Consider the following 23,294-nt stretch of genomic DNA (forward strand, 5'->3'; position numbering starts at 1 on the left):
TGGATACCGCTACGAAGTCGGCGGGATCCGGTAGACGGAGACATGCGAGCGCGACGTCGCCGTGAACGCGCCGCCGGACCAGTCTCCGTGCCTGCTCTCCAACTCGAACCCAGCGAGCTGCGCCATGAGATCGAGTTCGGCCGGCCAGATGTACCGGTGCGGGCTGCGGTACAACCGCGCCTGCTCGGTGTCGTCGAAGTGGAAGTGGTGCGACACGACCAGCTGGTCGAGGACGTCGTAGGTGTCCAGGCCTATGTAGTCCCGGTCGGTCTGCCAGACGGTGGCCGTCCGCCCCGGCGGCAGGGCGCGCAGCTCCGGCACCCACAGCTCGATCACGAACCGACCGCCCGCCGTGAGATGGCGGGCGGCGTTCCGGAAGCACTCGACCTGCTCGGCCTGGGCGAGCAGGTTCGAGATGGTGTTGTAGACGAGATAGACGAGGCTGTACGTCCCGGGCGCGACGGTGGTCGCCATGTCGCCGATGACGACGGGGATCGTCGCTTCGTCGGCCCTGGTGCGCAGTTGCTCCACCATTGGCCGTGACAGCTCGATCCCGGCGACGGGGACTCCGCGCTCGGCGAGCGGCACGGCCACCCGCCCGGTCCCGACGGCGAACTCCAACGCGGCGCCGTTCCCGGCGAGTTGCGCGAGCCGCTCCACGGTCGGCCCCAGCACGTCGGGCGCGAACATTCCGGTGCCGGGCGTGTCGTACCGCCGGGCGACGTCGGAGTTCCACATCTGCTCCTGCTGCATTGCGCCAACGCTGGCTGCCGGGAGAGGAGTTGTCGACCGATTTTCCGGTCCCTCGACGCCCGGGGCCGCCTCGTGCCCACCGCCGCGGGCGCGGTGTCAGGTCGTCACCGTCTCCGCGTGGTGGATCAACTCGGCGATATGAGAGGCCAGTTCCGGCCACAGTTCCTCGGGAAGCCCGTGGCCCATTCCCTCCAGGATCAGAAGCTGCGCGCCGGGGACGGCCTCCGCCGTGGCGTGGCCGCCGCTGATGTCGCAGACGATGTCGGCGGTGCCGTGCACGACCAGAGTGGGCACCCGCAGGGACCGCAGGCGTTCGGTACGGTCGCCGGTGGCCAGTACCGCGAGGCCCTGGCGCTGGATGCCGAGGGGGTCGTAGCCGCGGTCGAAGACGCGTCCGGAGCGTTCGGCCGCCGCGGTCTCGTCGAAGGGGAAGGACGGCGACGCGGCGAGGCGGAGGGCCCGTACCTGCCAGTCGACGAAGGCCACGCGGTCCCGCGGTGGCGCTCCCAGTTCGGCGAACACGGAGAAGTCGGCCTCGCCCACGCCGGGTCGGCCCGTCGTCGACATCATCGAGGTGAGCGAACGGACCCGCTCCGGGTACTCGATCGCGATCATCTGGGCGATCATCCCGCCCATGGAGGAGCCGACGAGGTGCGCGCCGCCGAGGCCGAGCGCGTCGAGCAGGCCGACGGTGTCGGCCGCCAGGTCGGAGAGCGTGTAGGCGGCCGAGGAGAAGTCTCCGGCCAGGGCCGCCGGGAAGTCGGGCACGGGCGCGTCGGGGAAGTGGGTCGACCGGCCGGCGTCGCGGGTGTCGAAGCGGATCACGTGCAGGCCCCGGTCCACCAGTTCCTGGCAGAAGCCTTCCGCCCAGTTGATCAACTGGGCGCCCGCTCCCATGATCAGGAGGACCGGCGGAGCCCCGGGGTCGCCGAGGCGTTCGTAGGCGATGTCGATTCCGGACGGGCCGACGTTGCGTGCTGTCAGTTCTGGCATGGCCGAAACGGTAGCCATCACAGGCGGGCCGAAGAACGAACCGCAGACTGACGTTTTCGGCCCGCCCGCCGGGTTACGGTGGAAGCGGCGGAGGAATCCGCTCGACACGCTGAAGTGCCCCACTTCGACTAGAGTGACGTCGACGACGTGCTCATTCCGGTCGCCTCTCGCTGCTGACCTTTTCCGTCGATTTCCCGTCGTACGTCCCCTACTGGTTTCGTGGCGTTGTGTTCACCGTCCGGCGTGGGTACCAGCACTCGATTGGAGAGGAAATCACCATGCCCTTCGCCACGACCTCGGACGGCACACGGATCTTCTACAAGGACTGGGGATCCGGGCAGCCCGTCGTCTTCTCCCACGGCTGGCCGTTGACCGCCGACGCATGGGATCCCCAGCTGAAATTCATGGTGGACAACGGCTTCCGGGCCGTCGCCCACGACCGGCGCGGGGGCGGGCGCTCGGATCAGCCCTGGGACGGCAACAACCTCGACACGTACGCCGACGACCTGGCGTCGGTCATCGAGGCCCTGGATCTCCGTGACGTGATCCTCGTCGGGCACTCGACGGGCGGCGGCGAGGTCACCCGCTACCTGGGCCGGCACGGCTCCGGCCGGGTCGCGAAGGCGGTGCTGGTCGGCGCGATCCCGCCGCTCATGCTCAAGACGGACGCGAACCCGGAGGGCCTGCCGATCGAGGCCTTCGACGAGATCCGCAAGGGTGTGGAGACGGACCGTTCGCAGTTCTACAAGGACCTCAGTGCGCCTTTCTACGGCGCCAACCGCGACGACTCGACCGTCACCCAGGGAACCCGCGACGAGTTCTGGCTGTGGAGCATGACCGTGGGGATCAAGGGCGCTTACGACTGCATCAAGGCGTTCTCCGAGACGGATCTCACCGAGGATCTCAAGAAGATCGACGTCCCGACATTGATCGTGCACGGCGACGACGACCAGATCGTGCCGATCGTGGCCTCCGGCGACAAATCCTCGAAACTCGTCAAGGACGCGGTCTACAAGGTCTATCCGGGTGCTCCGCACGGTCTGTCGATGGTGCCGAGGTTCGCCGAACGCTTCAATGCCGATCTCCTCGACTTCGCACGGAGTTGACCGCGGCGGTCCCCGGTGCCGGATGTCCCGATGCCGAATATCCCGGTGTCCCGGTGCCCGAATGTTCCGGAAAGCGTTTGAGTCCCCGCCCCCTGGGGACCCGAACACCAGCACCAGGGACCGCACATTTCTGACGCAGAGAGAGAAGTTGAAGCGCTGTGACCGCGCGCACCGCGAAGAAGGAAGACCTGTACCTGCCGCCCGAGACCGGCTGGGCGAAGGCCCGCCGCCGTGGCGGGAAGGCCGTGAGGACCTGTGTCCCGCCCGTCGACGACAGCGGCGCGACACCGCCCCCGCAGACGCTGGTCGAGGGCAACATCGTCAGAGGGGACGACTGACGAGGACGACCGACGAGCCGGAGGAACAGCGCCGACGGACGGGCCGGATGCCATGGGCTTCCGGCCCGCGGCATGTCGTCACCCGGGAGAGACGGCGAGGAAAGCCCCCTTCCGGGGTACCCGTAGGCCCGTACCGGACGGACACCCCACCGGAAGGACCTCTCCCCCATGTCGACCACAGTCTCCGACCACGTCCTCCAGCGCCTGCGCGAGTGGGACGTGACCCATGTCTTCGCCTACCCGGGCGACGGCATCAACGGCCTGCTCGCCGCGTGGGGCCGCGCGGACGACAACCCGCGCTTCGTCCAGTCCCGGCACGAGGAGATGTCCGCGTTCGAGGCCGTCGGTTACGCCAAGTTCTCCGGCAAGGTCGGTGTCTGCGCGGCGACTTCGGGCCCCGGCGCCATCCATCTCCTGAACGGTCTCTACGACGCGAAGCTCGACCACGTGCCCGTCGTGGCCATCGTCGGGCAGACCAACCGCAGTGCCATGGGCGGCAGTTACCAGCAGGAGGTCGACCTGCTGAGCCTCTACAAGGACGTCGCCTCCGACTTCTGCGAGATGGTCACCGTCCCCGAGCAGTTGCCCAACGTCCTCGACCGGGCGATGCGTACCGCCATGGCCCGCCGCTCGGTGACCGCCGTGATCATCCCGCTGGACGTCCAGGAGCTGACCTACACACCGCCCGAGCACGCCTTCAAGATGGTGCCCTCCAGTCTGGGCATGCCGCACTACACGGCGGTGCCGGACGAGGACGATCTGCGGCGGGCGGCCGATGTCCTCAACTCCGGTGGGAAGACGGCCATCTTGATCGGTCAGGGCGCCCGGGGTGCCCGCGAGGAGGTGAAGGCGGTCGCCGACCGGCTCGGTGCCGGGGTCGCCAAGGCCCTGCTGGGCAAGGACGCGTTGGAGGACGACCTGCCCTATGTCACCGGCTCCATCGGCCTGTTGGGCACCCGGCCGTCGTACGAGATGATGCGGGAGTGCGACTCGCTGCTGGTGATCGGGTCGTCGTTCCCCTACGCGCAGTTCCTGCCCAAGTTCGGGAAGGCGCGGGGCGTGCAGATCGACATCGATCCGCACATGGTGGGGCTGCGCTACCCCTTCGAGGTCAATCTCGTCGGTGACGCCGGCGCGACACTGCGCAGGCTGCTGCCGTTGCTGGAGCAGATGGACGACCCGTCGTGGCGGATCAAGATCGAGGCGAACGTGGCCCGTTGGTGGGAGGTCATGGAGCGGCGGGCCGCCGTCGACGCCGATCCGGTCAACCCCGAGCACGTCGTGCACGCGCTCAGCGGGCTGCTGCCGGACGACGTGATCCTGTCCGCCGACTCCGGCTCGGCCGCCAACTGGTACGCCCGGCACCTGAAGTTGAGCGGCGCGATGCGCGGTTCGCTGTCGGGGACGCTCGCCACGATGGGACCCGGGGTGCCGTACGCGATCGGGGCGAAGTTCGCGCACGGCGACCGGCCCGCCATCGCGCTGGTCGGGGACGGCGCGATGCAGATGAACGGCCTGGCCGAGCTGATCACCGTCGCGAAGTACTGGCGGGAATGGTCGGATCCGCGGCTGGTCGTCGCCGTGCTCAACAACCGGGACCTCAATCAGGTGACGTGGGAGATGCGTGCCATGGAGGGCGCCCCGCAGTTCCTGCCCTCGCAGTCGATCCCGGACGTCGCCTACGCCGACTTCGCCCGCTCCCTCGGCCTGACCGGCATCCGGGTGGAGAAGCCGGAGGACGTGACCGGCGCCTGGGAGAGCGCGCTCGCTGCGGACCGGCCGTGCGTGCTGGACTTCGTGACCGACCCCGCCGTGCCGCCGATCCCGCCGCACGCCTCCCTGGAGCAGATCGAGGCCGCGGCGTCCTCCGTCCTCAAGGGCGACAGCGATCGCGCGGCCATGGTCAGGCAGGGGTTCAAGGCGAAGATCCAGGATCTGCTGCCCGGCGGCCGGCCCACGGGCCGATCGTGACGTATCCCGCACAAACGGGATGTCTGACCTCGCCGGACAGGGGCACTCGTGACCAGGTAAGGAACCGCACGCCCCACCGATGACCAGAGGTGAACCATGACCAAGGAGATCAAGGACCTGACCCCGGAGTACACCGTTCCCGGAGTCGAGCGCGAGGCCGCGGGCCGGCTGATCGGTGTCCTGCGGCAGCGGCTCCACTCGCTGAACGATCTCCATCTGACGCTGAAGCACGTGCACTGGAACGTCGTCGGACCGCACTTCATCGCCGTGCACGAGATGATCGACCCGCAGGTCGACCAGGTGCGCGAGATGGCCGACGACGTGGCGGAGCGCATCGCCGCCCTCGGCGGTATCGCACCGGGCACGCCCGGCACGCTGGTGGCCGAGCGCACCTGGGACGACTACTCCATCGGCCGGGCGGACGCCATCGCCCACCTCGGCGCGCTCAACCTCGTCTACACGGGGCTGATCGAGGACGTCCGGGCCGCGGTCAAGGAGGCGGCCGACATCGATCCCGCCACCGAGGACCTGTTGATCGGGCAGCTGCGCGACCTGGAGCAGTTCCAGTGGTTCGTGCGGGCGCACCTGGAGAGCGCGGGCGGCAGCCTCGTCACCGGCGACGCGCACTCCGAGTCCGAGGCCGCCGCGAAGGGCGCCGAACTGGGCTGACCGGCCCGGAGTCTCCACCCAACTTCCCCTGCTCGACCACATATCGCCGCTGGCACCCGCAAAACTTGCCGTTTGACAACTATGGCCATGAGGCAACAAAGTAGCGGGTGTCATCGCAGCAGGGGAAGGATCTGGGATGTCGCGGTCGGCGGAGGCCACTCGCCGCGCCGACCACGAACGACGAACAGCCGCCCGGCGGGCGGCTGTCGGGCGGCTCGGTCAGGCGGTACGGCTGCCCGAGGAGTCGTCGTGGTCGTGTATCTGCGCCGCCGCCACCGCACAGAACGCTTCCAGGCCGGTGAGGAGCGCGTTGCGCCCGGCGGTCGGCATCTGTTCGAGCACCGCCCCGAGCGCCTCCTCGCGCCGGGCCCGCAGGTCCGACAGGAAGGCCCGCCCCAGGCTGCTGAGGTACAGGCGCACCTCGCGCCGGTCCGTGGGACTCACCTCGCGGTCGACGAACCCGGCCGCCTGCAGCCGGTCGCACAGCCTGCTGGTCGACGGCGGGGTGGAGGCGAGATGGTCCGCGAGGGTCCGCAGGTTGATGCCCTCGTGGTGCTCCAGGATGAACAGCACACGCAGCTGGGAGGCGGACGCGGGCGCCGTCGAGGCACGCCCCCACAGGACTTCCAGCAGTTCCGCGGCCGTAGAGGTGACGCGCGCGACCTCGTCGGGCTCGGGGCGGGGGTGGAAGGACGTCACAGTCACACTCTCGCAGGCACAGGGACGGGCCCCAGCCTACTAGGCGCGCGCAACGGACACGGATGGACGAGACGACACGCGGCACAGGGGCCGTACGGCCCACCGCAGAAGCGGGCTACGCGTGCCTCGGGTGAGAGATTGGCATACCTACGATCGTGAACAGATTCCTGGCTGTCGAGCGTGCGTTGCGCACGGCGGCCCCCCATGAACTGCCCGACGTCGTCGGCCGCGAACTCGGCCGGCTGTACGAGGCGGACACGGTGGACCTGCTCATGGCCGACTACGGCCTGACCGTGCTCCAGCCCGTGACCGAACTGCCGCACACCCTGCCGGCGGTCTCCGTGCACAACACCCCCGCGGGCCGCGCCTTCGGCGCCCAGGAACCCTTCGTGGAGGGGAACCTCGGGGACGGCAGCGTGCGCGTCCATCTGCCGATCAGCGTGCGCGGGGACCGTCTCGGCGTGCTCTCGGTGACCCTGCCGGGCGGCGACCACGTACGCGACTGCCTGCCCGAACTGACCGACCTGGCCGAGGTGTTGGGCCATGAGGTGCTGGTCGCCGAGCGGGACACGGACCTGTATCTGCGGGCCCGGCGCAAGGACCGGCTCACGCTGGCGGCGGAGATGCAGTGGCAGCTGCTGCCGGGCCGCTCGTGCTCGCGCTCCGAGTTCGACCTCGGCGCGCAGCTGGAGCCCGCGTACGCGATCCACGGGGACAACTTCGACTGGTCCGCCACCGCCGACCACCTCACGCTCTACGTCTCGAACGGCATGGGCGAGGGCATAGAGGCGTCGCTCCTGACGAACCTGGCGATCAACGCCCTGCGCAACGCGCGCCGGGCCGGCATCCCCCTCGGCGACCAGGCGGCCCTCGCCGACCAGGCGGTGTACGCGCACTACCAGGGCCACAGCCATATGTCGGTGCTGATGTTCGACTTCGACCTCACCACCGGGCGGGCCAGAGTGGTGGACGCCGGTTCGCCGCAGACCATGCGGCTGCGGGACGGCGTGGTGGAACGGGTCTCCTTCGACGCGCAGCTGCCGCTGGGCATGTTCGAGGAGACCGACTACGTCGAGCAGGACTTCCGGGTCGAGCCCGGCGACCGGCTCCTCTTCGTCAGCGACGGGGTGTACGCCGTCGCCTCGCCGAAGGGTGAGGCGTACGGGGAAGCGGCGCTGGCGCGGGCGATCCAGCACACCAGGCTGCTGCCCGCCGCCGAGGTGCCGAGGGCCGTGCTCCGTGAGCTGACCGGCCACCGCGGCACAGCGACCCCGGACGACGACGCCTTGGTGGTGTGCCTGGACTGGCGGGGGCGGTGACGTGTGCCCCGTCGTCCCCCGCTCCCACTCGCGTGGCGCTAGTGTGAAGACACTGAGCCGGAAGGGTGAACGCCGTGAGCACCTCTGAGTCGCTCCCCTCTGTGGAGAGCGAGCTGCGGTCGGTCCCGCCCAACGCTCTCGTCGGGACGGCCCGCCGCCTGCTCGCCGACCGGGCCGGAGCCCGGGAGGTCAGCCTCTTCCTCGCCGACTACGGCCTGCGGGTGCTGCGCCCGGTCTCCCCGCCGCCGGACACCACCGGCGAACCCGTCTCCGCCTACGACGGCCCCGCGGGCCGCGCGTTCACCCTCCAGACGCCCGTCGTCGAGCCGGGAAGGGCCGACGAGGCGGACGGGGCGGGAGGGGCAGGAGGGGACGGGACGGCCACCGTCTACGTGCCCGTCACCGTGCGCGGCGACCGGCACGGCGTGCTCTCCGCCCGGCTGCCCGCCGCCGGCGCCGATCCGGCCGGAGTGCGCGGGCTCGCCGAGTTCGCCACCGCGCTGGGCCACGAGATCGCCGCGGCGGAACGCGACACCGACCTGTACATCCTGGCCCGCCGCACCCGGCGCCTCACCCTGGCGGCCGAGATGCAGTGGCAGCTGCTGCCGGGGCGCGGCTGCGGGCGCCCGGAGTTCGTGATCGGCGCCCATCTGGAGCCCGCGTACACCGTCGGCGGTGACAACTTCGACTGGAGCACCGACGGCAGCCAGCTCACGGTGACCGTCACCGACGGCATGGGCCGCGGTATCGACGCCTCCCTGCTGACCAGCGTCACGGTGGGCGCCCTGCGCAACGCCCGCCGCGCCGGCGTGAGCCTCGCCGACCAGGCCCGGCTCGCCGACCAGGCGGTATACGCCCAGTTCGGCGGCAAGGTGTACGCCTCCACGCTGCTGCTCCGCTTCGACCTCGCGACCGGCACCGTCCAGGCCGTCGACGCGGGCTCCCCGCGCCTCTACCGCAGGCGCGGCGACACGGTGCGGCGGATCGAACTGGAGGCACAGCTCCCGCTCGGCATGTTCGAGGAGACCGCCTACGAGGAACAGACCTTCACCGTACGGCCCGGGGACCGGCTCGTGGCGCTGAGCACCGGCGTGCACGGGGCCCGCTCGCCGGAGGGCGCCCTGTTCGGCGAGGACGCGCTGCGCCGGGCCCTGGACACGGCGCCGACCCAGGCCCCGCAGGAGGTCGCGCGTTCGGTGGTGTCGAGTCTCGTCGAGCACTTCGGCAGCACGGAGCTGACCGCCGACGCGGCCGTGGTCTGCCTGGACTGGAACGGACGCGACGCCACCCCGTCGTGAGCCGAGGGGCTCACCCGCCCCCGGTGAGTGTGGCGACGAACGCCAGCAGCCCGCGTTCCAGGGCCGCGCGGTCGTCCGCCGCCATGCCGCTCAGGACGTCCGTCAGCGCCGTGGACCGCAGCTGGGCCACCTCCGCGAGCACGTCCCTGCCGTGGGCGGTCAGCCAGAGCTGGATCTCCCTGCGGTTGTGCGGCGCGGCCTCCCGGCGCAGCAGTCCGGCCGCCTCCAGCCGGTCGCAGAGCCTGCTCACCGTGGGCAGGCCCGCGTCGAGCCGCTCGGCCAGCAGGGTCAGGTTCGCGCCGGGCTCGGCCTCCAGGGCGTGCAGGGCGCGCAGTTGGTGCGGGGAGAGCCGTACCGACGCCTCGGCCGCCGCCGCGGTCCACAGCTCGGCCAGGCCGTCCACGGCATCGGCGATCCGACCCGCGACGACGTCGTTGCCGTCCGCCTGCGCCGGTGTTCTGTCCGCCTCCCCATGTGCAGCCAAGAGATCGCCTCAGGGAAATCGGCAGTGTGGTGATTCGCCGCTCATGGGATGGGCCTACCCGAGATTCCCACCCCCAAGCGACCCCTTCCGCAAGAGCTTGACCGGCTGGTCAGTCGCGGTCGGGATACAGCACGGACGCGATCCGCTGGTGCAGGTCGTGCTGGGGGCGGCCGGGTGCCGTGGGCGCGGCCTCGCACACCGAACGGGCCAGGGCGCGGAGCTTGACGTTGGCGTGTTGGGAGTGGCGGCGCAGGACGCGCATCGCGATGTCCGGGTCGACGCCGTAGAGGGCCATGAGCACTCCGCGGGCGAGGTCGATGTCCTGCTGGGAGACGCGGGCCCGGTCGATGTCGGAGTCGGCGGTGCGCCGTGCTTCCTCCTGTACGGAGGTCGTCACGTCGACGGCGAACCCGCGCAGCACCACCACCTCGCCGTCGTCTCCGGCACGGCCGTCGCCGACCAGGACGACACTGCGTTCGGTGTCCGTCGCGCCGACCACGCGGAGGTAGCAGCTGAAGGGGTTCCCGGTGGTCCTGCCGTGTTCCAGGGCGCTGTCGAGGCGGGGCTGGTCCTCGGCGTGGATGTGGCCGCGGAGCAGTTTGGCGGTGGGCGTGACGGCGTCGGCCTCGTAGCCGAACAGCCGGAACATCTCGTCCGACCACCACCAGGTGTCCTCCGGCAGCCGGTGCAGGAACACTCCGGTGATCTCGTCCGTGCGGTCGTCCTCGGACTCCATGTTCCTCACCACCCCGACACCCGTCTCGTCACCTCGTACGAAGACCCTAACGCCTCAGCCGAAGCGGTGGGGCAGCCGGACGACCTGCACGAAGAAGTCGTCGATCTGCCGGACCGCGGCGATGAACTGGTCGAGGTCGACCGGTTTGGTGACATAGGCGTTGGCGTGCAGTTTGTAGCTGCGCAGGATGTCCTCCTCGGCCGAGGAGGTGGTCAGGACGACCACGGGGATGTGCGCGAGCTCCGGGTCGGACTTGATCTTCTCCAGGACCTGACGGCCGTCGTACTTGGGGAGGTTGAGGTCCAGGAGGATGAGGTCGGGCTGCGGGGCCTCGGTGTGGTCGCCGCGCTTGTAGAGGAAGTCGAGGGCCTCCTCGCCGTCGCGGACGACGTGGAGGGTGTTGCCGATCTTGTTGTCCTCGAAGGCTTCGCGGGTCATCAGTTCGTCGCCCGGATCGTCCTCCACGAGGAGGACGTCGATCGGGGTCGCGCCGGGGAGGGTCATGTGAGGGCCTTCTCGTCGGTGGTGGTGGAGGTACCGGTCCCGTCGGCGGGTTCGGCTGCCTCGGTGGCTTCGATGTCCGCGGCGGCACGGGCCGCGGCGGCGGGTTCCTCGGCGGACGGGAGCGTGAAGCGGAAGCGGGTGCCCTCCCCGACCGTGGATTCGATCCAGATCCGGCCGCCGAGGTGTTCGACGATCTTCTTGCACAGGGCGAGTCCGATGCCGGTGCCGCCGTAGGCGTCGCGGCTGTGCAGCCGCTGGAAGATGACGAAGACCTTGTCGGCGAACTCCTCGGGGATGCCGATGCCGTTGTCGGCGACGCTCAGCCGCCACATGCCGGGGCTGTCGGGGTCGGGTTCGCAGGTGACGGACACGTGCGGGGCGCGGTCCGGGTGGCGGAACTTGAGGGCGTTGCCCACCAGGTTCTGCCAGAGCATGGTCAGCAGGGTGGGGTCGCCGACGATGTCGGGCAGGGTCTCGGGCCGGTCGATGCGGGCGTCCGACTCCTCCACGGCGGTCGCGAGGTTCCGCAGCGCCTTGTCGAGTGTCGGGCCGAGGGCGACCTTCTCCCGGGTGTCGTCGAGGCGTCCGACGCGGGAGAAGGTGAGCAGGTCGTTGATGAGGACCTGCATGCGCTTGGCGCCGTCGACGGCGAAGTCGATGTACTGCACGCCGCGCTCGTCGAGCTTGTCGCCGTACCGCTTCTCCAACAGCTGGCAGAACGAGGCGACCTTGCGCAGCGGCTCCTGGAGATCGTGCGAGGCTACGTAGGCGAACTGCTCCAACTCGGCGTTGGACCGGCGCAGTTCGACGGCCTGCGCGTCCAGTGCGACGGCCTGCCGACTCAGGATCTCCTCCTGGTCGCGGGAGGCGTCGAGTTCGGCCACGATCCGTCGGCGCATGCCCTCGACGGCTCCGGCCACCGACGTGAGGTCGGCCGGGCCCTCCCCCGTGATGTGGTACGCGAAGTCGCCGCCCGCGACCCGTTCCGAGGCCTTGCTCAGCGCCTCCAGGGGGCGGGTCACCAGCAGGCGGACGAGGACGGCGAGGGCGACACCGGTCAGCAGGAAGGCCGCGATCATGGCGCTGAGCACGCTGTCGCGAACCGTCCGCTGGTGGACGAGGTGTGCCCGGCCCTGCTTCACGGCCTTCGCGAGGTCGGTGTTCTGCTTCGCCCAGAGGGCGCGCAGGTGGTCGAACTCGTGCTTGCCGCTGTCCACGGTGGCCCGGTCGACGGCTCCCGCCCGGCCCGGCGTGACGGCGGCGGCGAGGGGCTCGGCGTAGTTCTGCCGCCATTCGGCCGCGCCGCGCTCCACCGCGTTGAGATCGGCGAGGAGATCGGGCCGGTCACGGAGGTGGGCGCGCAGTCGCGCGGCCGAACGGGCCTCGTCCTGTTTGCCCGCGGTGTACGGGGCGAGGAACTGCTTGTCGGCGGCGATCGCGTAGCCGCGGATGCCGGTCTCCTGGTTGACCAGCGCGGCCTGGAGCCGGTACGCCTCGGTCTGGGAGGGCTGGACCCGCAGCAGCAGGTCGTCGGTGACCTGGGCGGTCCGGTTCAGCAGGTCGGCGCCGATCACGGTGCCGACCACCACCAGCAGCACCATCAGCGACAGCGTGAGGAAGAACCACCCCTGCACTGTCAGTCGGCGCCCGATCCCAGTTCCGCGCGTCATGTCCCTCACCGTTCTCGTCGTCCCGACTTCCTCTCGTCCCGCCTGCTCGGTCCCGGCGCAGTGAATCACGTCCGGGGCGGTCGCATCACATCCAGTGCAGATGCATCACGGCCACGTCGTCCGCCAGCCCGCCCTGCGCCTCGGCGAGGCGCTCGGCGGAGGCGATCAGTTCGTCGACGAACGGTTCCGGGGCGAGCGCGGCCCTCTCCCGCGCGAGACGCAGCAGTCCGTCCTCCCCCAGCCGCTCGGAGCCGCGGCCGACGTGGCCCTCGAACAACCCGTCGGTGAACAGCACCACGGCGGCGTCCCGGGGCACGGCCAGTTCCTCGACCGGCCAGGCCGCGAGGCCGGGGACCACGCCGAGCGCCGGGCCGCCCGCGACCTCCAGCCACTCCACGTTGCCGCCGTGCCTCCGCAGCAGCCCGTGGTGTCCGGCCCGTACGACGCTGGCCGTGCGTTCGCCGGGTGCGGCGGAGAGGCTGACGAGGGTGGCGAAGACCTCGCTCCGGGCGCGCTCGGCGACCAGGAGCTCTTCGAGCCGGGCCACCTGCTCGGCGCCCGTGACCCCGCTGAGCACCAGCGTGCGCCAGGCGATCCGCAGGGCCACCCCGAGGGCGGCCTCGTCGGGCCCGTGTCCCGACACGTCACCGACGACCGCGTGGACGGTGCCGTCGACGCTCTGCACGATGTCGTAGAAGTCGCCGCCGAGCAGCGCCTGCGCGCGGCCGGGGCGGTAGCGGGTCACCGCTTCGACGCCCTCGCCGCGCAGCAGGGGGCGGGGCAGCAGGCCGCGTTCCAGGCGGGCGTTCTCCTGGGCCTGCATGCGGCTGGCCTGGAGTGCGACGGCCGCCCGCTCGGCCTGCTTGCGCTGGATCGCGTAGCGCACCGCGCGTCCGAAGAGGCCCGGCTCCACGCGGCCCTTGACGAGGTAGTCCTGTGCGCCGGCGGCGACGGCGGCGAGGCCGGTCTCCTCCTCGGCGAGCCCGGTGAGGACGACGACGGCCGCCCGATCGGCGCTCGCCCGTACCCGGGACAGCGCTTCGAGTCCCTGGGCGTCCGGCAGATGCAGGTCGAGCAGCACGCAGTCCGGCACGTCGACCGCGAGCGCCTCGGCGGCCTCGGCCATCGACCGCACCCACTGCAGACGTATCTTCAGCGCGCTGTCGGCGACCAGTTCCTCCACGAGGAGCGCGTCACCGGCATCGTCCTCCACCAGCAGGACCGCGGGCTGCCAGGCCACCCAGGCTTCCGGGCCGACCCCTTCACCGCCCACCGACAGCAGGTCGTCGGCCCGCGGCTGTGGCACCACCATGGTCCTGCCCTCCCCACCGCACGGTTCCTCGAGACCATAGTTGCCGTCAGACAACATTCGAGAGCATACCGGTACGCCGGTACGTCCCGTACGCGCTCCTCACGACCGCGACCGGGACTCCCCAACACGCCCTGGACTCAGCGTTGTTGAGGGTACGACGGAGTCCTGCGCGAGCGCGAGGAACCCCCTTCCTCAGCACCCTGTCACGAAGCGCTCACACCCCGCCACAGGACGGGCGCGGCCGGCACTCCGGGCTACCTGGACGTCCGCCTGGGCCGGATGTTGTTTGAACCGGCCCCAGCCCGGTAGTCCGAAGAGGACGGCCGACTGCCCAGCCGCTCCCGGGAGGGTTCGGCAGTGAGCCCGCCACCGGCCGCCCCGGGAGCCAGCCCCGCGGGGCGGCCGGCCGCCCCTTCCCGGCGAGGTCAGGCGGCGTCGGCGAGCACGCGTTCGCGCACCGTGGCGCAGGACGTGCTGATCAACCGCGACACGTGCATCTGGGAGACGCCGAGCCGTTCCGCGATGCCGCTCTGGGTCATGCCGCGGAAGAAGCGGAGGTACAGGATGACGCGTTCCCGCTCGGGCAGCCGCTGGAGGGCGGGCTTGACGGCCTCGCGGTCGACGACCAGGTCGAACCCGGCATCGCACTCCCCCAGCAGCCCGGCGAGCGTCATGCCGGCGTCCTCACCACCGGGTGCCTCCGCGTCCAGCGAGAGCGCGGTGAAGCTGTCCAGCGCTTCCAGACCGGCCTGTACGTCCTCCTCGCTCAGCTGCGCGTACGCGGCGATCTCCGCGACGCTCGGGCGCCCGTCGGCACCCGTGGCGGACAGTTCCCGCAGAGCGACGCGCACCCTGTTGCGGAGTTCCTGTACGCGCCGCGGGACGTGCAGGGCCCACATGTGGTCGCGGAAGTGCCGTTTGATCTCGCCGGTGACGGTCGGCACGGCGTAGCTCTCGAAGGCGTGGCCGCGCTCGGGGTCGTAGCCGTCGACGGCCTTGACGAGACCGAGTGCCGCGACCTGGCGCAGATCCTCGTAGGGCTCGCCCTTTCCGCGGTAGCGGCCGGCGATGCGCTCGGACATGGGGAGCCAGACCCGGACGAGTTCGTCGCGCAGGGCGGCTCGTTCGGCGCCTGCGGGCAGGTGGGAGAGGCGGTCGAAGTCCGCCGCGGTGCGGGGGGCGTCGTCGTGCGGGTGGTGCTTCCTGGTGGCTGTGTCCATGGTGCTCACAACTCCCTCGGGGGGGTGTCGAACGGACGGTCCCCATGGGTGGTGAGCACGCCTCGACAGGTGGAACACACCCGCGATCCGGCGTACACCGGTCCCCACGGACGTGCCTCCTGTCCGAAGCACTCCTAGGTCGCCTGCCCGCGCCGGGCGACCTCAAACACCTGCGCGAAGTCGATGACTCCCAGCCGCCATACGGTGACGAATGGTGAGGAATGGGTGACCGCGGTCCGGCCGGAACCGGCGAAGATCGCGGTGCGGGTCAGCCCTCGCCGTCGCTCGGCGCGTTCGCCGGCGCGGTCGGGTGCCCGCGCTGGTCGTCGCGCCGGTCGTCGTGCTGTGCGAGGGCGGACAACAGCGCCTCGACGGTCAGACCGGCCTCGGCCGGGTGCCGCAGGATGGTCCCGGGCTGGATGCGGTACGCGTTGGTCCGGCCCTCCCGCGTGTGGGTGAGATAGCCGTCCTGCTCAAGATCGGAAATGATCTTCTGGACCGCCCTCTCGGTGAGTCTGCAGCGCACCGCGATGTCACGGATGCGGGTGCGTTGGTCGTCGGCGATCGCGGCCAGCACACGGGCGTGGCTGGTGAGGAACGTCCATCCCGTATGCGTCTCGGATACTCCGTCCATGACCCCAGCATAGGCCCCGTCATTCACGTATCCCGAGACACGAAATATATTTCGTGTATATCTTGACGGGTCACCTGCACCGGGCAAGACTTGACCGGGTGGACAAGAGGGCGGATGCCTCGGGAGCGGCAGCCATGGCGGAACACGAGCGGTGCGTCTCCTCCGGGAGCAAGGTCCGGACGGTCTGCGCGGTGACCTCCGCACCCGCGCCGGAACCTCCGCCGTTCTCCCTTCCCCTCCCGGCCTCCGCCTCCCTGAGGATCGCGACGCGACCGACCGGGCCCCGGACGGTCGTCGTGGTGTCCGGGGAGATCGACATCGACACGGAACAGACGGTGGAGACCGCCCTGCGGCAGGCACTGGCCCGGTCGTCCGCCGGTCTGGACCTCGATCTGGCCGGGGTCGGTCTCTGCGACTGCTCCGGACTCAACGCCCTGCTGCGCGTCCGCCGGCTCGCGCTGGCGGACGGCAAGACAGTCGCCGTCCGGGCGCTCAGCGCGGGGGTCGACCGGCTGTTCCAACTCACCGACACGTCATCGCTGTTCGCCCCCGGCCGTCGGCCCGCCGACCCGGTGGCCGACGCCCGGCGCGGAGCTTCCGCGACGACGCACGATCCGCTGGAGGAGTACGGGGTGTCCGACGAGGCCGAGGAACTGCGCGTCGAAGTCGTGCAGCTCAAGCGCGCGATGCTGACCCGGTCGGTCATCGACCTGGCCCGCGGAGTCCTGATGGCCTCCTTCGGCCTCAGCCCCGAGGACGCCTGGAACGTTCTGGTCTCCGTCTCCCAGCACACCAACACCAAACTCCATCAACTGGCCGAGGAACTCGTCGACTCGGTCAACGGAGCGCCGCTGCCGGACCATCTGCAGCGGAGGATCTCCCTGGCGGTCGCGGAGATCTCCCGCCCGGCGTAGCAAGGGAGGCCCGCTCTCCCCTACCTCCCGACGGGCGCCGGCGCGGCCAGCCGGTCGAGACCGGCCCGCACGTCCGCGCGCGCCAACCGCCGTTCCACGAAAGGACCTTGACGACCGGGAGCGGCACCGCAGAGCCGGGCCAGCTGCTGGAAGGTGCGGACCTGTGCCACGGCGTCGGCGATGGTCCAGCGGCGGGCGTCGGTGCCCGGGTCGTCGAGCTGGTCCCAGCCGATCGGGACGGCGACCGGGGCCCCGGGTCTCGCGCGGACGGCGAAGGGGGCGACGACGGTCTGCGCGTAACCGTTGCGCTGGACGTCGAGGTAGAGACGCTCCCCGCGGTCCTTCTTCCCTGCGGCGGTGGTGAGGTGGTCGGCGACATCCTGGGCGAAGGCGCGTACGGCGTCGAAGTCCTGCCGTCCGTCGAGGAGAACGACCAGGTGCAGGCCGCGCGATCCGGTGGTCATCAGCGTGGCCGGCATCCGTAGTCCGTCAAGCAACTCCCTTAGCTGCAGAGCGGCTTGGCGTACGGCGGGTGAAGACGAGGTCGCCCTTCGTGTGCTCCTTGGTGAGGCTGCGGCGCCCCGCACGCACGGTCCGGGTGCCGACCATCAGGAGTCGCCGGACCCCGTGTCCCAGCGCGGGCGGTCCTGGTTGTCGCTGCGCCTGCTGCCGGACCGGTGGATCTCGTGCGGGCGGAGCCGCTCGCCGCCGTCACCGGTCCGCGGCACCTCGTCCGGCTCCCGCCGCTCCCGCACCTCCCGGACGGCACCGGTCTCCGGCAGGCCGGGCTGCTCCTCCGGCAGCGGCGGATCCGGTTCCCGCTCCCGTACGGTGATCCCCAGCCGCACGGCCCACACGAGCACCGCGACGATGACGAGACCACAGGCCACGGCCACCATCAGGCCCACGGCGGCACCGGACAGGGCGAGCTCCGTGTGTTCTTGCTCGGCGATCATCATGGGGGCCGGGTACCCCCGCGTGGGATGGCCAATCGGACCCCCGGGCCGCCTCGGACCCCTATCCGGCGGCCACCGTCCGCAGATACGCGCCGAGACGGGCGATGGCCGACGGGTTGCGGGGGCTCTCGACGAGGTCGACGTAGTCCAGGACGAAGATCCGGCGGTGCTTGACCGCGGAGACGCCGCGCAGCGGGGCGTAGGAGAGGAGGAACTTCTTCTTCTGTTCGGCGCTCACGTCGCCGTAGTCGCAGATGACGATGACGTCGGGGTCGCGCTGCACCACGCTCTCCCAGCCGACCGTGGTCCAGGAGTCGGCGACGTCGTGCATGACGTTGGCACCGCCGGCCTCGCTGATGATCTGGTCCGGGGCGGCGTAGCGGCCGGAGGTGAACGGGGAGTCCTGGCCGCTGTCGTAGAGGAAGACCTTGGGGCTCTTCGCCGGGGCCTTGCTGTGGACGGCGGCGATCTGCTTCTTGAAGTCGGCGATCAGCGTGGCCGCGCGCTTCTCGACACCGAAGAGCTTCCCGAGGTTGGTGAGGTCGGTGTAGAGGGCGCTCAGCGGCGGCATGATGCCGCGCGAGCTGTCGGTACGGCCGTTGCGGCAGGACTCGGTGAGGATGTACGACGGGATGCCGAGCTTCTTGAGGGCGTCGGGGGTGAAGCCGCCGTCCTCGCTGAAGCCGTAGTTCCAGCCGGCGAAGACCAGGTCGGCGCGGGCGTCGAGGACGTTCTCCTTGGTGAGCTGGTCCTTGGACAGCCACTTCACCTTCTGGTAGCCGTTCTTCCAGGGCACGTCGGTGAGGTCGCCCTTGTCGTCCGGCATGGCGAACCCGGCCATGCGGTTCTCCAGTCCGAGGGCGAACATCAGCTCGGTGATGCCGACGTCGTTGGTGACGACCCGCTCGGGGACCTTCTCGTAGGTCACCTTCTGCCCGCAGTTGGTGAGGGTGACGGCGGTCGGCTTCGCGGCCTTCGGCGAGGACTCGACGGTGGCGCCGCACCCCGCGGTGGCGGTCGCGGCGAGACAGAGGGCGGCGGCAAGCAGCTTGCGCATGGCGGGAGTTGTCCTTCAGACGGTGGGCGGGAGCAGATCGAACAGAAGCTGGACGGCGCCGGTCTCCGGGTGCCGTACGGGATGCGCGCGGACCCCGAACACCTCGGCGAGCAGGGCCGGTCGGAGGACGTCGTGCGGTGGCCCCGAGGCGACGATCCGGCCCCCGGAGATCACGTAGAGCAGGTCGCAGTGGGCGGCGGCGAGGTTCAGGTCGTGCAGGGCGGCGAGCACGGTCGGACCGCTGCCTCGGACCAGGGACAGCACGTCCAACTGATGGGCGATGTCCAGGTGGTTGGTGGGTTCGTCGAGGACCAGCACGCGGGGCTGCTGGGCGAGCGCGCGGGCGATCAGGACACGCTGCCTCTCGCCGCCGGACAGGGCGAGGAAGCCTCGGTCGGCGAGGTGGGTGACGCCGGTGCGCGCCATGGCTCCGGCGCAGATCTCGCGGTCCGAGGCGGCGGTGCGGTCCCGGTGCGGCAGCCGTCCCATGGCGACCACTTCGGCGACGGTGAAGTCGAACTCGGCCGACGACTCCTGCGGCAGCGCGGCCAACCGCCGCGCCGCGGCTCTCGGTTCCATGGCGTGTACGTCGTCGCCGTCGAGCCGCACGGCGCCGTGGGCCGGTCGCAGCGCCCGGTACACGCACCTCAACAGGGTTGATTTCCCGCTACCGTTGGGGCCGACGAGCCCGACGAAGGCACCGCTGTCGACAGTGAGCCGGATGTCGTCGACGAGCCGCACCGCGCCCACGTCGACCGACACCCCTTCGATGTCGAGCCTCATCAACGCCCTCCGAACGCATAGCCGCCGCGCCGCATCAGCAGCAGGAAGGCGGGCACTCCGACGACCGCGGTGATCACGCCGACCGGCAGCTCGGCGGGCGCGAGGAGCAGCCGGGACAGGACGTCCGCCCACACCAGCAGCACCGCTCCGGCCAGCGGCGCGACCGCGAGGACCCGACGGTGATCGGCTCCCACGAGCATCCGCACGAGGTGCGGCACCATCAGGCCGACGAAACCGATGGCGCCGCTCACGGCGACCACGGTCCCGGTGACACCGGCGGTCACGAGGAACAACTCCCGCCTCAGCCGGGCGGGCTGGACGCCGAGCGCGGCAGAGGTCTCGTCGCCCATGGCCAGGGCGTTGAGCGGCTCCGCGCGCCATCGCAGCCACGCCCAGCCGGCCGCCACGGTGACGGCCGCCAGGGGCACCTGCGCCCAGGTCGCACCGCCGAGGCTCCCCAGCAGCCACATCATCGCCGAGCGGGCCGCCTCGCCCCGGGCCGCGCCGAACACCATCACGGTGGTGACGGCCTCGAAGCCGTAGGCCAGCGCGGTGCCCGTCAGGATCAGCCGCAGCGGGGTGAGGCCGTGCGGCGAGCGGGCCACGGCGTAGACGAGGACCATGGCGGCGAGTGCCGAGACGAACGCGGACGCGGACAGTGCCCACACCCCCAGGCCGGCGAACGCGCCCAGCAGGATGACGGCGTTGGCGCCGACCGCCGCGCCCGAGGAGATGCCGAGCACGAACGGATCGGCGAGCGCGTTGCGGACCATGGCCTGTACGGCCACGCCCACGGCGGAGAGTCCGGCGCCGACGACGGCCGCGAGGACGACCCGGGGCAACCGGATCTCCCAGACGATGGTGTAGGCGGCGGCGTCGGAGGCGTGGACGGTGCCGCCGGTGGCCCCGGCCCAGAGGAACCGGAACATATCTGCCGTACCGATTCCGGCGGCGCCGAGACCGACGCCGCACACGAGGGAGACGCCGAGCAGGAGCAACAGCCCGCTCAGCAGCAGCGGTTGGGGTTTGCGGCGGGGGTCACGCCCTGGCCACCGGCCACGGCCGGAGCCGACCTTCGGACGACGGAACACGAGCGGCGGTCCTTCACCTGGGGCCGCCTGATGAGCCTCGATCGAGGAGACAGCCCGGACGACCGCGTCGGCCGCTCGGTCCCCTCTCGCAGTCCACGGCGAGCAGTCAACGGGTCGCGCCACCCACGGGCGATCGGACTCGCGCGACGACCGGGATCGTCACGCACACCGTTGCGGGTCAGCGCCGGACTCTCACCGGACTTCCCCCGCGGGAGGCAAGGGGAGCCTAACAAACGGCACAGCACGGTCCGGCAGGACCTGGCACGGACCGGCACGACACGGCACGGCACACTTCGGGCCGACCGCACCCGACCCCGAACCACACCCTCCCATTAGTCTATTTGGACTGATAGAGTTCGACTATGCCTCGACGCGCTCTCGACAACCCGATCGTTCTCGCCGTGCTGGGCCTCCTGCTCGAACAGCCCTCGCACCCCCATCAGATGCTCACCGAGCTCCGCACCCGCAGCGAGCACCACGCCGCCGCGATCACCCGCGGCACGCTCTACAACACGGTCGCCGCCCTGGCCGAGGCGGAGTGGATCGCCTCGCAGGGTCAGGAGCGCTCGGGCAACCGCCCCGAACGCACCGTCTACGCCCTCACACAGACGGGCCGTGACGAACTCGTCCGCCGCCTCGACCACCAGATCCGTACTCCTGAAAGGGAGTTCACACAGTTTCTGGGAGCGGTCGCCTACCTCGGCGCCCTCGGCCCGAGCGGCGCGGTGGAGGCACTGACCGAGCGAGCTGAACGCCTCCGGCAGCGGACGGTCACCGACGAGGGGCGCCTGACGGAGGCCCTCGCGGCCGGCGCTCCCCGCCTGTTCGTCATCGAGGCCGAGTACGCGCTGTCCCTCGCACGCGCCGAGACCACGTGGATCGACTCCGTCATCGACGACATCCGCACGGGCACACTGACCTGGCCGACCGCCCCGAGCGGCGACCGAGAGGAACCGACCACCTGATGCTCCCCGCCCCCACCGGCTCTTCGGCCCGGCCACCGCCTCATGTGGTTGTCCGTTCCGCGCGGTCGGTGAACTCGACTTCCACGTAACGGAGTTGTACGTGTCACGACGAACGGGCGCGCTCGTCCCACTGCCTCCGGAAGGGGCCGCGCCCTGCCTTCGGAAGGGGCCGTGCCCTGCCCTCTCGATGATCCTCATCGCCCGCCGCCGACCGCCAGCGCCACAGGTAGGAACAGCAGTACCGCTCCCCGGCCGGACCCCAGGCGCACCACGGGTCCGGGACGCCGTCCGGCTGTGGCATCCTCTGCTGCCATGGATGTCTCGACTGATCACGAACTGCCGTCGGCGGACGAGGAGATGGAGGTCCGCGCGGTGTCCGCCGAGCGGCTCACGTTCTTCGGCGACGCGGTGGTCGCCATCGCCCTCACCCTGCTGGCCCTGGAGCTTCCGGTGCCGGAGGGCTCGACCAACTCCGAATTGTGGCACTCGGCCACGTCGCACCGCGAGAGCTACCTGGCGTTCATGATCAGCTTCGTGGTGATCGCCGCGCACTGGCGCGCGCACCACCGCGTGTTCCGCCATGTCACGGCGACGAACAGCCGGTTGACGTCCTACACCATGTACTGGCTGCTCACCTTGGTGATCACTCCGTTCGCGACCGACGTGATCGGCGGCCGTGGAGCCTTCCAGGCCCGCTTCGCCTTCTACGCCGCGGTGCAGTTCGCGGCCTGCCTCCTGTTCATCCTGATGGTCCGCGAACTCCCCCGCGAAGGCCTCGCCCGCCCCGGCACCCCGCCCGAGGTATTCTCCCGCTCCATCCGCCGCATCGGCATGGTGGCCCTCGGTTTCCTGATCTCGATCCCGGTCTCGCTGGCCACCCACTGGGCGTACGCGTGCTGGGTCGTGGTGCCGCTCATCGACTCGGCGATCGACGCACGCAAGAGCCTTACGGCGCAACGGGGTTCGGAGGACTGAACCGACCGGGCGCACACGCCCTGGGGTCCTTCCACCACCGTCACCTCACACCGGCGCGATCCGCCCCCGCGCGCCGTCCAACAGCTCTCTCGCGCCCTCCAGACATCTCACCGGATCCGCCGGAGCCGCCTGCAGTCCGGGGAGCAGCATCATCCACAGGTCGGTCACCGCCTCCTCGACGTTGCGGCGGTCGTTCAGCGCGTCGGAGACGGTGTGGGTGCCGAAGAAGCTGGAGACGAGGACGCGTGCGGCGCGCTCGGGGTCCGTACCGGGGGCGAGTTCGCCCGCTTCGGCGGCGGCGGTCAGCATGCGCCCGGTCGCCTCGATCCAACCGACGAAGGGCCGGGGCAGGGACACGGGGATCGTCCTGCGCTCGCTCCAGAGCCTGTTGCCCGCGCGGACGATCACGTTGTCGCGGAATTCCCGGGCCACGGCGAGACTCAGACCCACCAGGCGGTCGAGAACGGGGGCGTCCAGGGATTCCCAACGCTCCACATAGCGCGGCCATTCGGCGAAATGGGCTTCGAGAACACTCCGAGCCAGCCCTTCCTTGCTGCCGAAATGGAAATAGATCGCCCCGCTGGTGTATCCGCTCGTACGCGCCACATCGCTGATGCTCGTACCGACGTACCCATGCTGTTCGAACAGAACTGCGGCCGTCGCCAGAACAGCCCGCCGAGTGGCTTCCGCACGTTCCTGCATTTTCTCGGTCGCCCCTGTCCTGCGTTCCGGATCGCCTTTTCCGGTGAATCTAGCCGACAGGCACCCGTTTCCCGTACGCATACCGAAGAGCCGTAGCTTCTATTATTTTATGACCGCATCAAGCCTTCCCGCACCGCCCGATGCC

At 70.6% G+C, this 23,294-nt stretch carries 24 protein-coding genes, 1 pseudogene and 1 riboswitch; of the genes and pseudogenes, 9 read left to right on the top strand and 16 right to left on the bottom strand.

The window, feature by feature from the left end; all coding sequences use genetic code 11:
• Positions 1-9: 9 nt before the first annotated feature.
• Both ACIPTO_RS17490 and ACIPTO_RS17495 read right to left on the bottom strand, forming a co-directional pair.
• Positions 10-753 carry a class I SAM-dependent methyltransferase gene (locus ACIPTO_RS17490; protein WP_401192875.1) on the bottom strand — a complete coding sequence of 248 codons (744 nt, stop codon included), beginning with the start codon at positions 751-753 and terminating at the stop codon, positions 10-12.
• Between the two features lie 96 nt (positions 754-849).
• Positions 850-1,746: an alpha/beta fold hydrolase gene (locus tag ACIPTO_RS17495; RefSeq protein WP_401192877.1), complete on the bottom strand. Its 897-nt coding sequence runs from the start codon at positions 1,744-1,746 to the stop codon at positions 850-852.
• A 278-nt stretch (positions 1,747-2,024) separates the two neighbouring features.
• Here ACIPTO_RS17495 and ACIPTO_RS17500 point away from each other — a divergent pair, with 278 nt between their 5' ends.
• From ACIPTO_RS17500 to ACIPTO_RS17515, 4 genes are all read left to right on the top strand, one after another.
• On the top strand, positions 2,025-2,852 hold the full coding sequence (locus tag ACIPTO_RS17500) for an alpha/beta fold hydrolase (protein ID WP_401192879.1): 828 nt from the start codon (positions 2,025-2,027) through the stop codon (positions 2,850-2,852).
• Between the two features lie 158 nt (positions 2,853-3,010).
• Positions 3,011-3,190, top strand: a complete 180-nt coding sequence (locus ACIPTO_RS17505) for a hypothetical protein (protein WP_401192882.1) — start codon at positions 3,011-3,013, stop codon at positions 3,188-3,190.
• Positions 3,191-3,358: 168 nt separating this feature from the next.
• Positions 3,359-5,161 (top strand): thiamine pyrophosphate-requiring protein, encoded by a 1,803-nt coding sequence (locus ACIPTO_RS17510; RefSeq protein WP_401192885.1) that lies wholly within the window; start codon positions 3,359-3,361, stop codon positions 5,159-5,161.
• A 96-nt stretch (positions 5,162-5,257) separates the two neighbouring features.
• Entirely contained in the window at positions 5,258-5,830 is a 573-nt protein-coding gene (locus ACIPTO_RS17515; protein ID WP_366317826.1) for a DNA starvation/stationary phase protection protein, read from the top strand.
• Positions 5,831-6,049: 219 nt separating this feature from the next.
• Here ACIPTO_RS17515 and ACIPTO_RS17520 read toward each other — a convergent pair whose 3' ends face one another.
• Complete coding sequence (locus tag ACIPTO_RS17520; protein WP_401192889.1) at positions 6,050-6,535, bottom strand: MarR family transcriptional regulator; 486 nt, start codon at positions 6,533-6,535, stop codon at positions 6,050-6,052.
• Positions 6,536-6,684: 149 nt separating this feature from the next.
• Between ACIPTO_RS17520 and ACIPTO_RS17525 the strand changes: the two genes are divergently transcribed.
• Together ACIPTO_RS17525 and ACIPTO_RS17530 are read left to right on the top strand one after the other, a co-directional pair.
• Positions 6,685-7,848, top strand: a complete 1,164-nt coding sequence (locus ACIPTO_RS17525; protein WP_401192891.1) for a PP2C family protein-serine/threonine phosphatase — start codon at positions 6,685-6,687, stop codon at positions 7,846-7,848.
• 65 nt (positions 7,849-7,913) lie between these two features.
• Complete coding sequence (locus ACIPTO_RS17530) at positions 7,914-9,146, top strand: PP2C family protein-serine/threonine phosphatase (protein WP_401192894.1); 1,233 nt, start codon at positions 7,914-7,916, stop codon at positions 9,144-9,146.
• Positions 9,147-9,156: 10 nt separating this feature from the next.
• Here the strand turns inward: ACIPTO_RS17530 and ACIPTO_RS17535 are convergent, their stop codons facing one another.
• The 7 genes from ACIPTO_RS17535 to ACIPTO_RS17565 all read right to left on the bottom strand — a co-directional run bounded on the left by ACIPTO_RS17535 (position 9,157) and on the right by ACIPTO_RS17565 (position 15,706).
• Positions 9,157-9,630 carry a MarR family winged helix-turn-helix transcriptional regulator gene (locus ACIPTO_RS17535; protein ID WP_401192896.1) on the bottom strand — a complete coding sequence of 158 codons (474 nt, stop codon included), beginning with the start codon at positions 9,628-9,630 and terminating at the stop codon, positions 9,157-9,159.
• A gap of 109 nt (positions 9,631-9,739) precedes the next feature.
• Positions 9,740-10,366, bottom strand: a complete 627-nt coding sequence (locus tag ACIPTO_RS17540) for a PAS and ANTAR domain-containing protein (protein WP_401192898.1) — start codon at positions 10,364-10,366, stop codon at positions 9,740-9,742.
• Positions 10,367-10,420: 54 nt separating this feature from the next.
• Positions 10,421-10,870, bottom strand: a complete 450-nt coding sequence (locus ACIPTO_RS17545; RefSeq protein ID WP_366317815.1) for a response regulator — start codon at positions 10,868-10,870, stop codon at positions 10,421-10,423.
• Positions 10,867-12,540: an ATP-binding protein gene (locus tag ACIPTO_RS17550; RefSeq protein ID WP_401192901.1), complete on the bottom strand. Its 1,674-nt coding sequence runs from the start codon at positions 12,538-12,540 to the stop codon at positions 10,867-10,869. Before ACIPTO_RS17550 ends, ACIPTO_RS17545 begins: the two co-directional genes overlap by 4 nt.
• An 85-nt stretch (positions 12,541-12,625) precedes the next feature.
• The gene (locus ACIPTO_RS17555; RefSeq protein WP_401192904.1) at positions 12,626-13,852 is read right to left on the bottom strand and encodes a PP2C family protein-serine/threonine phosphatase; all 1,227 of its coding nucleotides are present in this window, start codon (positions 13,850-13,852) and stop codon (positions 12,626-12,628) included.
• 425 nt (positions 13,853-14,277) lie between these two features.
• Complete coding sequence (locus ACIPTO_RS17560; protein WP_366317809.1) at positions 14,278-15,072, bottom strand: SigB/SigF/SigG family RNA polymerase sigma factor; 795 nt, start codon at positions 15,070-15,072, stop codon at positions 14,278-14,280.
• Between the two features lie 268 nt (positions 15,073-15,340).
• Positions 15,341-15,706 (bottom strand): winged helix-turn-helix domain-containing protein, encoded by a 366-nt coding sequence (locus ACIPTO_RS17565; RefSeq protein ID WP_366317807.1) that lies wholly within the window; start codon positions 15,704-15,706, stop codon positions 15,341-15,343.
• 134 nt (positions 15,707-15,840) lie between these two features.
• Between ACIPTO_RS17565 and ACIPTO_RS17570 the strand changes: the two genes are divergently transcribed.
• Positions 15,841-16,620 carry an ANTAR domain-containing protein gene (locus ACIPTO_RS17570; protein ID WP_401192908.1) on the top strand — a complete coding sequence of 260 codons (780 nt, stop codon included), beginning with the start codon at positions 15,841-15,843 and terminating at the stop codon, positions 16,618-16,620.
• A 20-nt stretch (positions 16,621-16,640) separates the two neighbouring features.
• Here the strand turns inward: ACIPTO_RS17570 and ACIPTO_RS17575 are convergent.
• The 5 genes and pseudogenes from ACIPTO_RS17575 to ACIPTO_RS17595 form a co-directional block, all read right to left on the bottom strand.
• A pseudogene (locus ACIPTO_RS17575) lies at positions 16,641-17,150 on the bottom strand (DNA primase small subunit domain-containing protein); the annotation flags it as partial.
• Between the two features lie 78 nt (positions 17,151-17,228).
• Positions 17,229-17,579 (bottom strand): DUF6479 family protein, encoded by a 351-nt coding sequence (locus ACIPTO_RS17580; protein ID WP_366317803.1) that lies wholly within the window; start codon positions 17,577-17,579, stop codon positions 17,229-17,231.
• Positions 17,580-17,637: 58 nt separating this feature from the next.
• The gene (locus tag ACIPTO_RS17585) at positions 17,638-18,633 is read right to left on the bottom strand and encodes an ABC transporter substrate-binding protein (RefSeq protein ID WP_401192911.1); all 996 of its coding nucleotides are present in this window, start codon (positions 18,631-18,633) and stop codon (positions 17,638-17,640) included.
• Positions 18,634-18,648: 15 nt separating this feature from the next.
• On the bottom strand, positions 18,649-19,416 hold the full coding sequence (locus ACIPTO_RS17590; protein WP_401192914.1) for an ABC transporter ATP-binding protein: 768 nt from the start codon (positions 19,414-19,416) through the stop codon (positions 18,649-18,651).
• Positions 19,416-20,408, bottom strand: coding sequence for a FecCD family ABC transporter permease (locus ACIPTO_RS17595; RefSeq protein WP_401193646.1), 993 nt, complete (start codon positions 20,406-20,408; stop codon positions 19,416-19,418). Before ACIPTO_RS17595 ends, ACIPTO_RS17590 begins: the two co-directional genes overlap by 1 nt.
• Positions 20,409-20,634: 226 nt before the next feature.
• Positions 20,635-20,714, bottom strand: a riboswitch (cobalamin riboswitch).
• A gap of 155 nt (positions 20,715-20,869) precedes the next feature.
• Here ACIPTO_RS17595 and ACIPTO_RS17600 point away from each other — a divergent pair.
• The gene (locus tag ACIPTO_RS17600; RefSeq protein WP_401192917.1) at positions 20,870-21,472 is read left to right on the top strand and encodes a PadR family transcriptional regulator; all 603 of its coding nucleotides are present in this window, start codon (positions 20,870-20,872) and stop codon (positions 21,470-21,472) included.
• Between the two features lie 312 nt (positions 21,473-21,784).
• A complete protein-coding gene (locus ACIPTO_RS17605; protein ID WP_366317797.1) occupies positions 21,785-22,447 on the top strand; it encodes a TMEM175 family protein in 663 nt (220 codons plus the stop codon).
• A gap of 45 nt (positions 22,448-22,492) precedes the next feature.
• On the opposite strand, the gene ACIPTO_RS17610 is transcribed toward ACIPTO_RS17605, so the two are convergent.
• Positions 22,493-23,149 carry a ScbR family autoregulator-binding transcription factor gene (locus ACIPTO_RS17610; protein WP_401192920.1) on the bottom strand — a complete coding sequence of 219 codons (657 nt, stop codon included), beginning with the start codon at positions 23,147-23,149 and terminating at the stop codon, positions 22,493-22,495.
• Positions 23,150-23,294: the final 145 nt, after the last annotated feature.

The organism is Streptomyces sp. NPDC090083 (assembly GCF_044747445.1).
Taxonomy (GTDB): domain Bacteria; phylum Actinomycetota; class Actinomycetes; order Streptomycetales; family Streptomycetaceae; genus Streptomyces.

What these genes read in the sequence shown, in the direction of transcription:
- ACIPTO_RS17490 (WP_401192875.1), bottom strand. Translation starts at nt 753, where the DNA reads ATGCAGCAGGAGCAGATGTGGAACTCCGACGTCGCCCGGCGGTACGAC.
- ACIPTO_RS17495 (WP_401192877.1), bottom strand. Translation starts at nt 1,746, where the DNA reads ATGCCAGAACTGACAGCACGCAACGTCGGCCCGTCCGGAATCGACATC.
- ACIPTO_RS17500 (WP_401192879.1), top strand. Translation starts at nt 2,025, where the DNA reads ATGCCCTTCGCCACGACCTCGGACGGCACACGGATCTTCTACAAGGAC.
- ACIPTO_RS17510 (WP_401192885.1), top strand. Translation starts at nt 3,359, where the DNA reads ATGTCGACCACAGTCTCCGACCACGTCCTCCAGCGCCTGCGCGAGTGG.
- ACIPTO_RS17515 (WP_366317826.1), top strand. Translation starts at nt 5,258, where the DNA reads ATGACCAAGGAGATCAAGGACCTGACCCCGGAGTACACCGTTCCCGGA.
- ACIPTO_RS17540 (WP_401192898.1), bottom strand. Translation starts at nt 10,366, where the DNA reads ATGGAGTCCGAGGACGACCGCACGGACGAGATCACCGGAGTGTTCCTG.
- ACIPTO_RS17545 (WP_366317815.1), bottom strand. Translation starts at nt 10,870, where the DNA reads ATGACCCTCCCCGGCGCGACCCCGATCGACGTCCTCCTCGTGGAGGAC.
- ACIPTO_RS17550 (WP_401192901.1), bottom strand. Translation starts at nt 12,540, where the DNA reads ATGACGCGCGGAACTGGGATCGGGCGCCGACTGACAGTGCAGGGGTGG.
- ACIPTO_RS17555 (WP_401192904.1), bottom strand. Translation starts at nt 13,852, where the DNA reads ATGGTGGTGCCACAGCCGCGGGCCGACGACCTGCTGTCGGTGGGCGGT.
- ACIPTO_RS17560 (WP_366317809.1), bottom strand. Translation starts at nt 15,072, where the DNA reads ATGGACACAGCCACCAGGAAGCACCACCCGCACGACGACGCCCCCCGC.
- ACIPTO_RS17565 (WP_366317807.1), bottom strand. Translation starts at nt 15,706, where the DNA reads ATGGACGGAGTATCCGAGACGCATACGGGATGGACGTTCCTCACCAGC.
- ACIPTO_RS17570 (WP_401192908.1), top strand. Translation starts at nt 15,841, where the DNA reads ATGGCGGAACACGAGCGGTGCGTCTCCTCCGGGAGCAAGGTCCGGACG.
- ACIPTO_RS17580 (WP_366317803.1), bottom strand. Translation starts at nt 17,579, where the DNA reads ATGATGATCGCCGAGCAAGAACACACGGAGCTCGCCCTGTCCGGTGCC.
- ACIPTO_RS17585 (WP_401192911.1), bottom strand. Translation starts at nt 18,633, where the DNA reads ATGCGCAAGCTGCTTGCCGCCGCCCTCTGTCTCGCCGCGACCGCCACC.
- ACIPTO_RS17590 (WP_401192914.1), bottom strand. Translation starts at nt 19,416, where the DNA reads ATGAGGCTCGACATCGAAGGGGTGTCGGTCGACGTGGGCGCGGTGCGG.
- ACIPTO_RS17600 (WP_401192917.1), top strand. Translation starts at nt 20,870, where the DNA reads ATGCCTCGACGCGCTCTCGACAACCCGATCGTTCTCGCCGTGCTGGGC.
- ACIPTO_RS17605 (WP_366317797.1), top strand. Translation starts at nt 21,785, where the DNA reads ATGGATGTCTCGACTGATCACGAACTGCCGTCGGCGGACGAGGAGATG.
- ACIPTO_RS17610 (WP_401192920.1), bottom strand. Translation starts at nt 23,149, where the DNA reads ATGCAGGAACGTGCGGAAGCCACTCGGCGGGCTGTTCTGGCGACGGCC.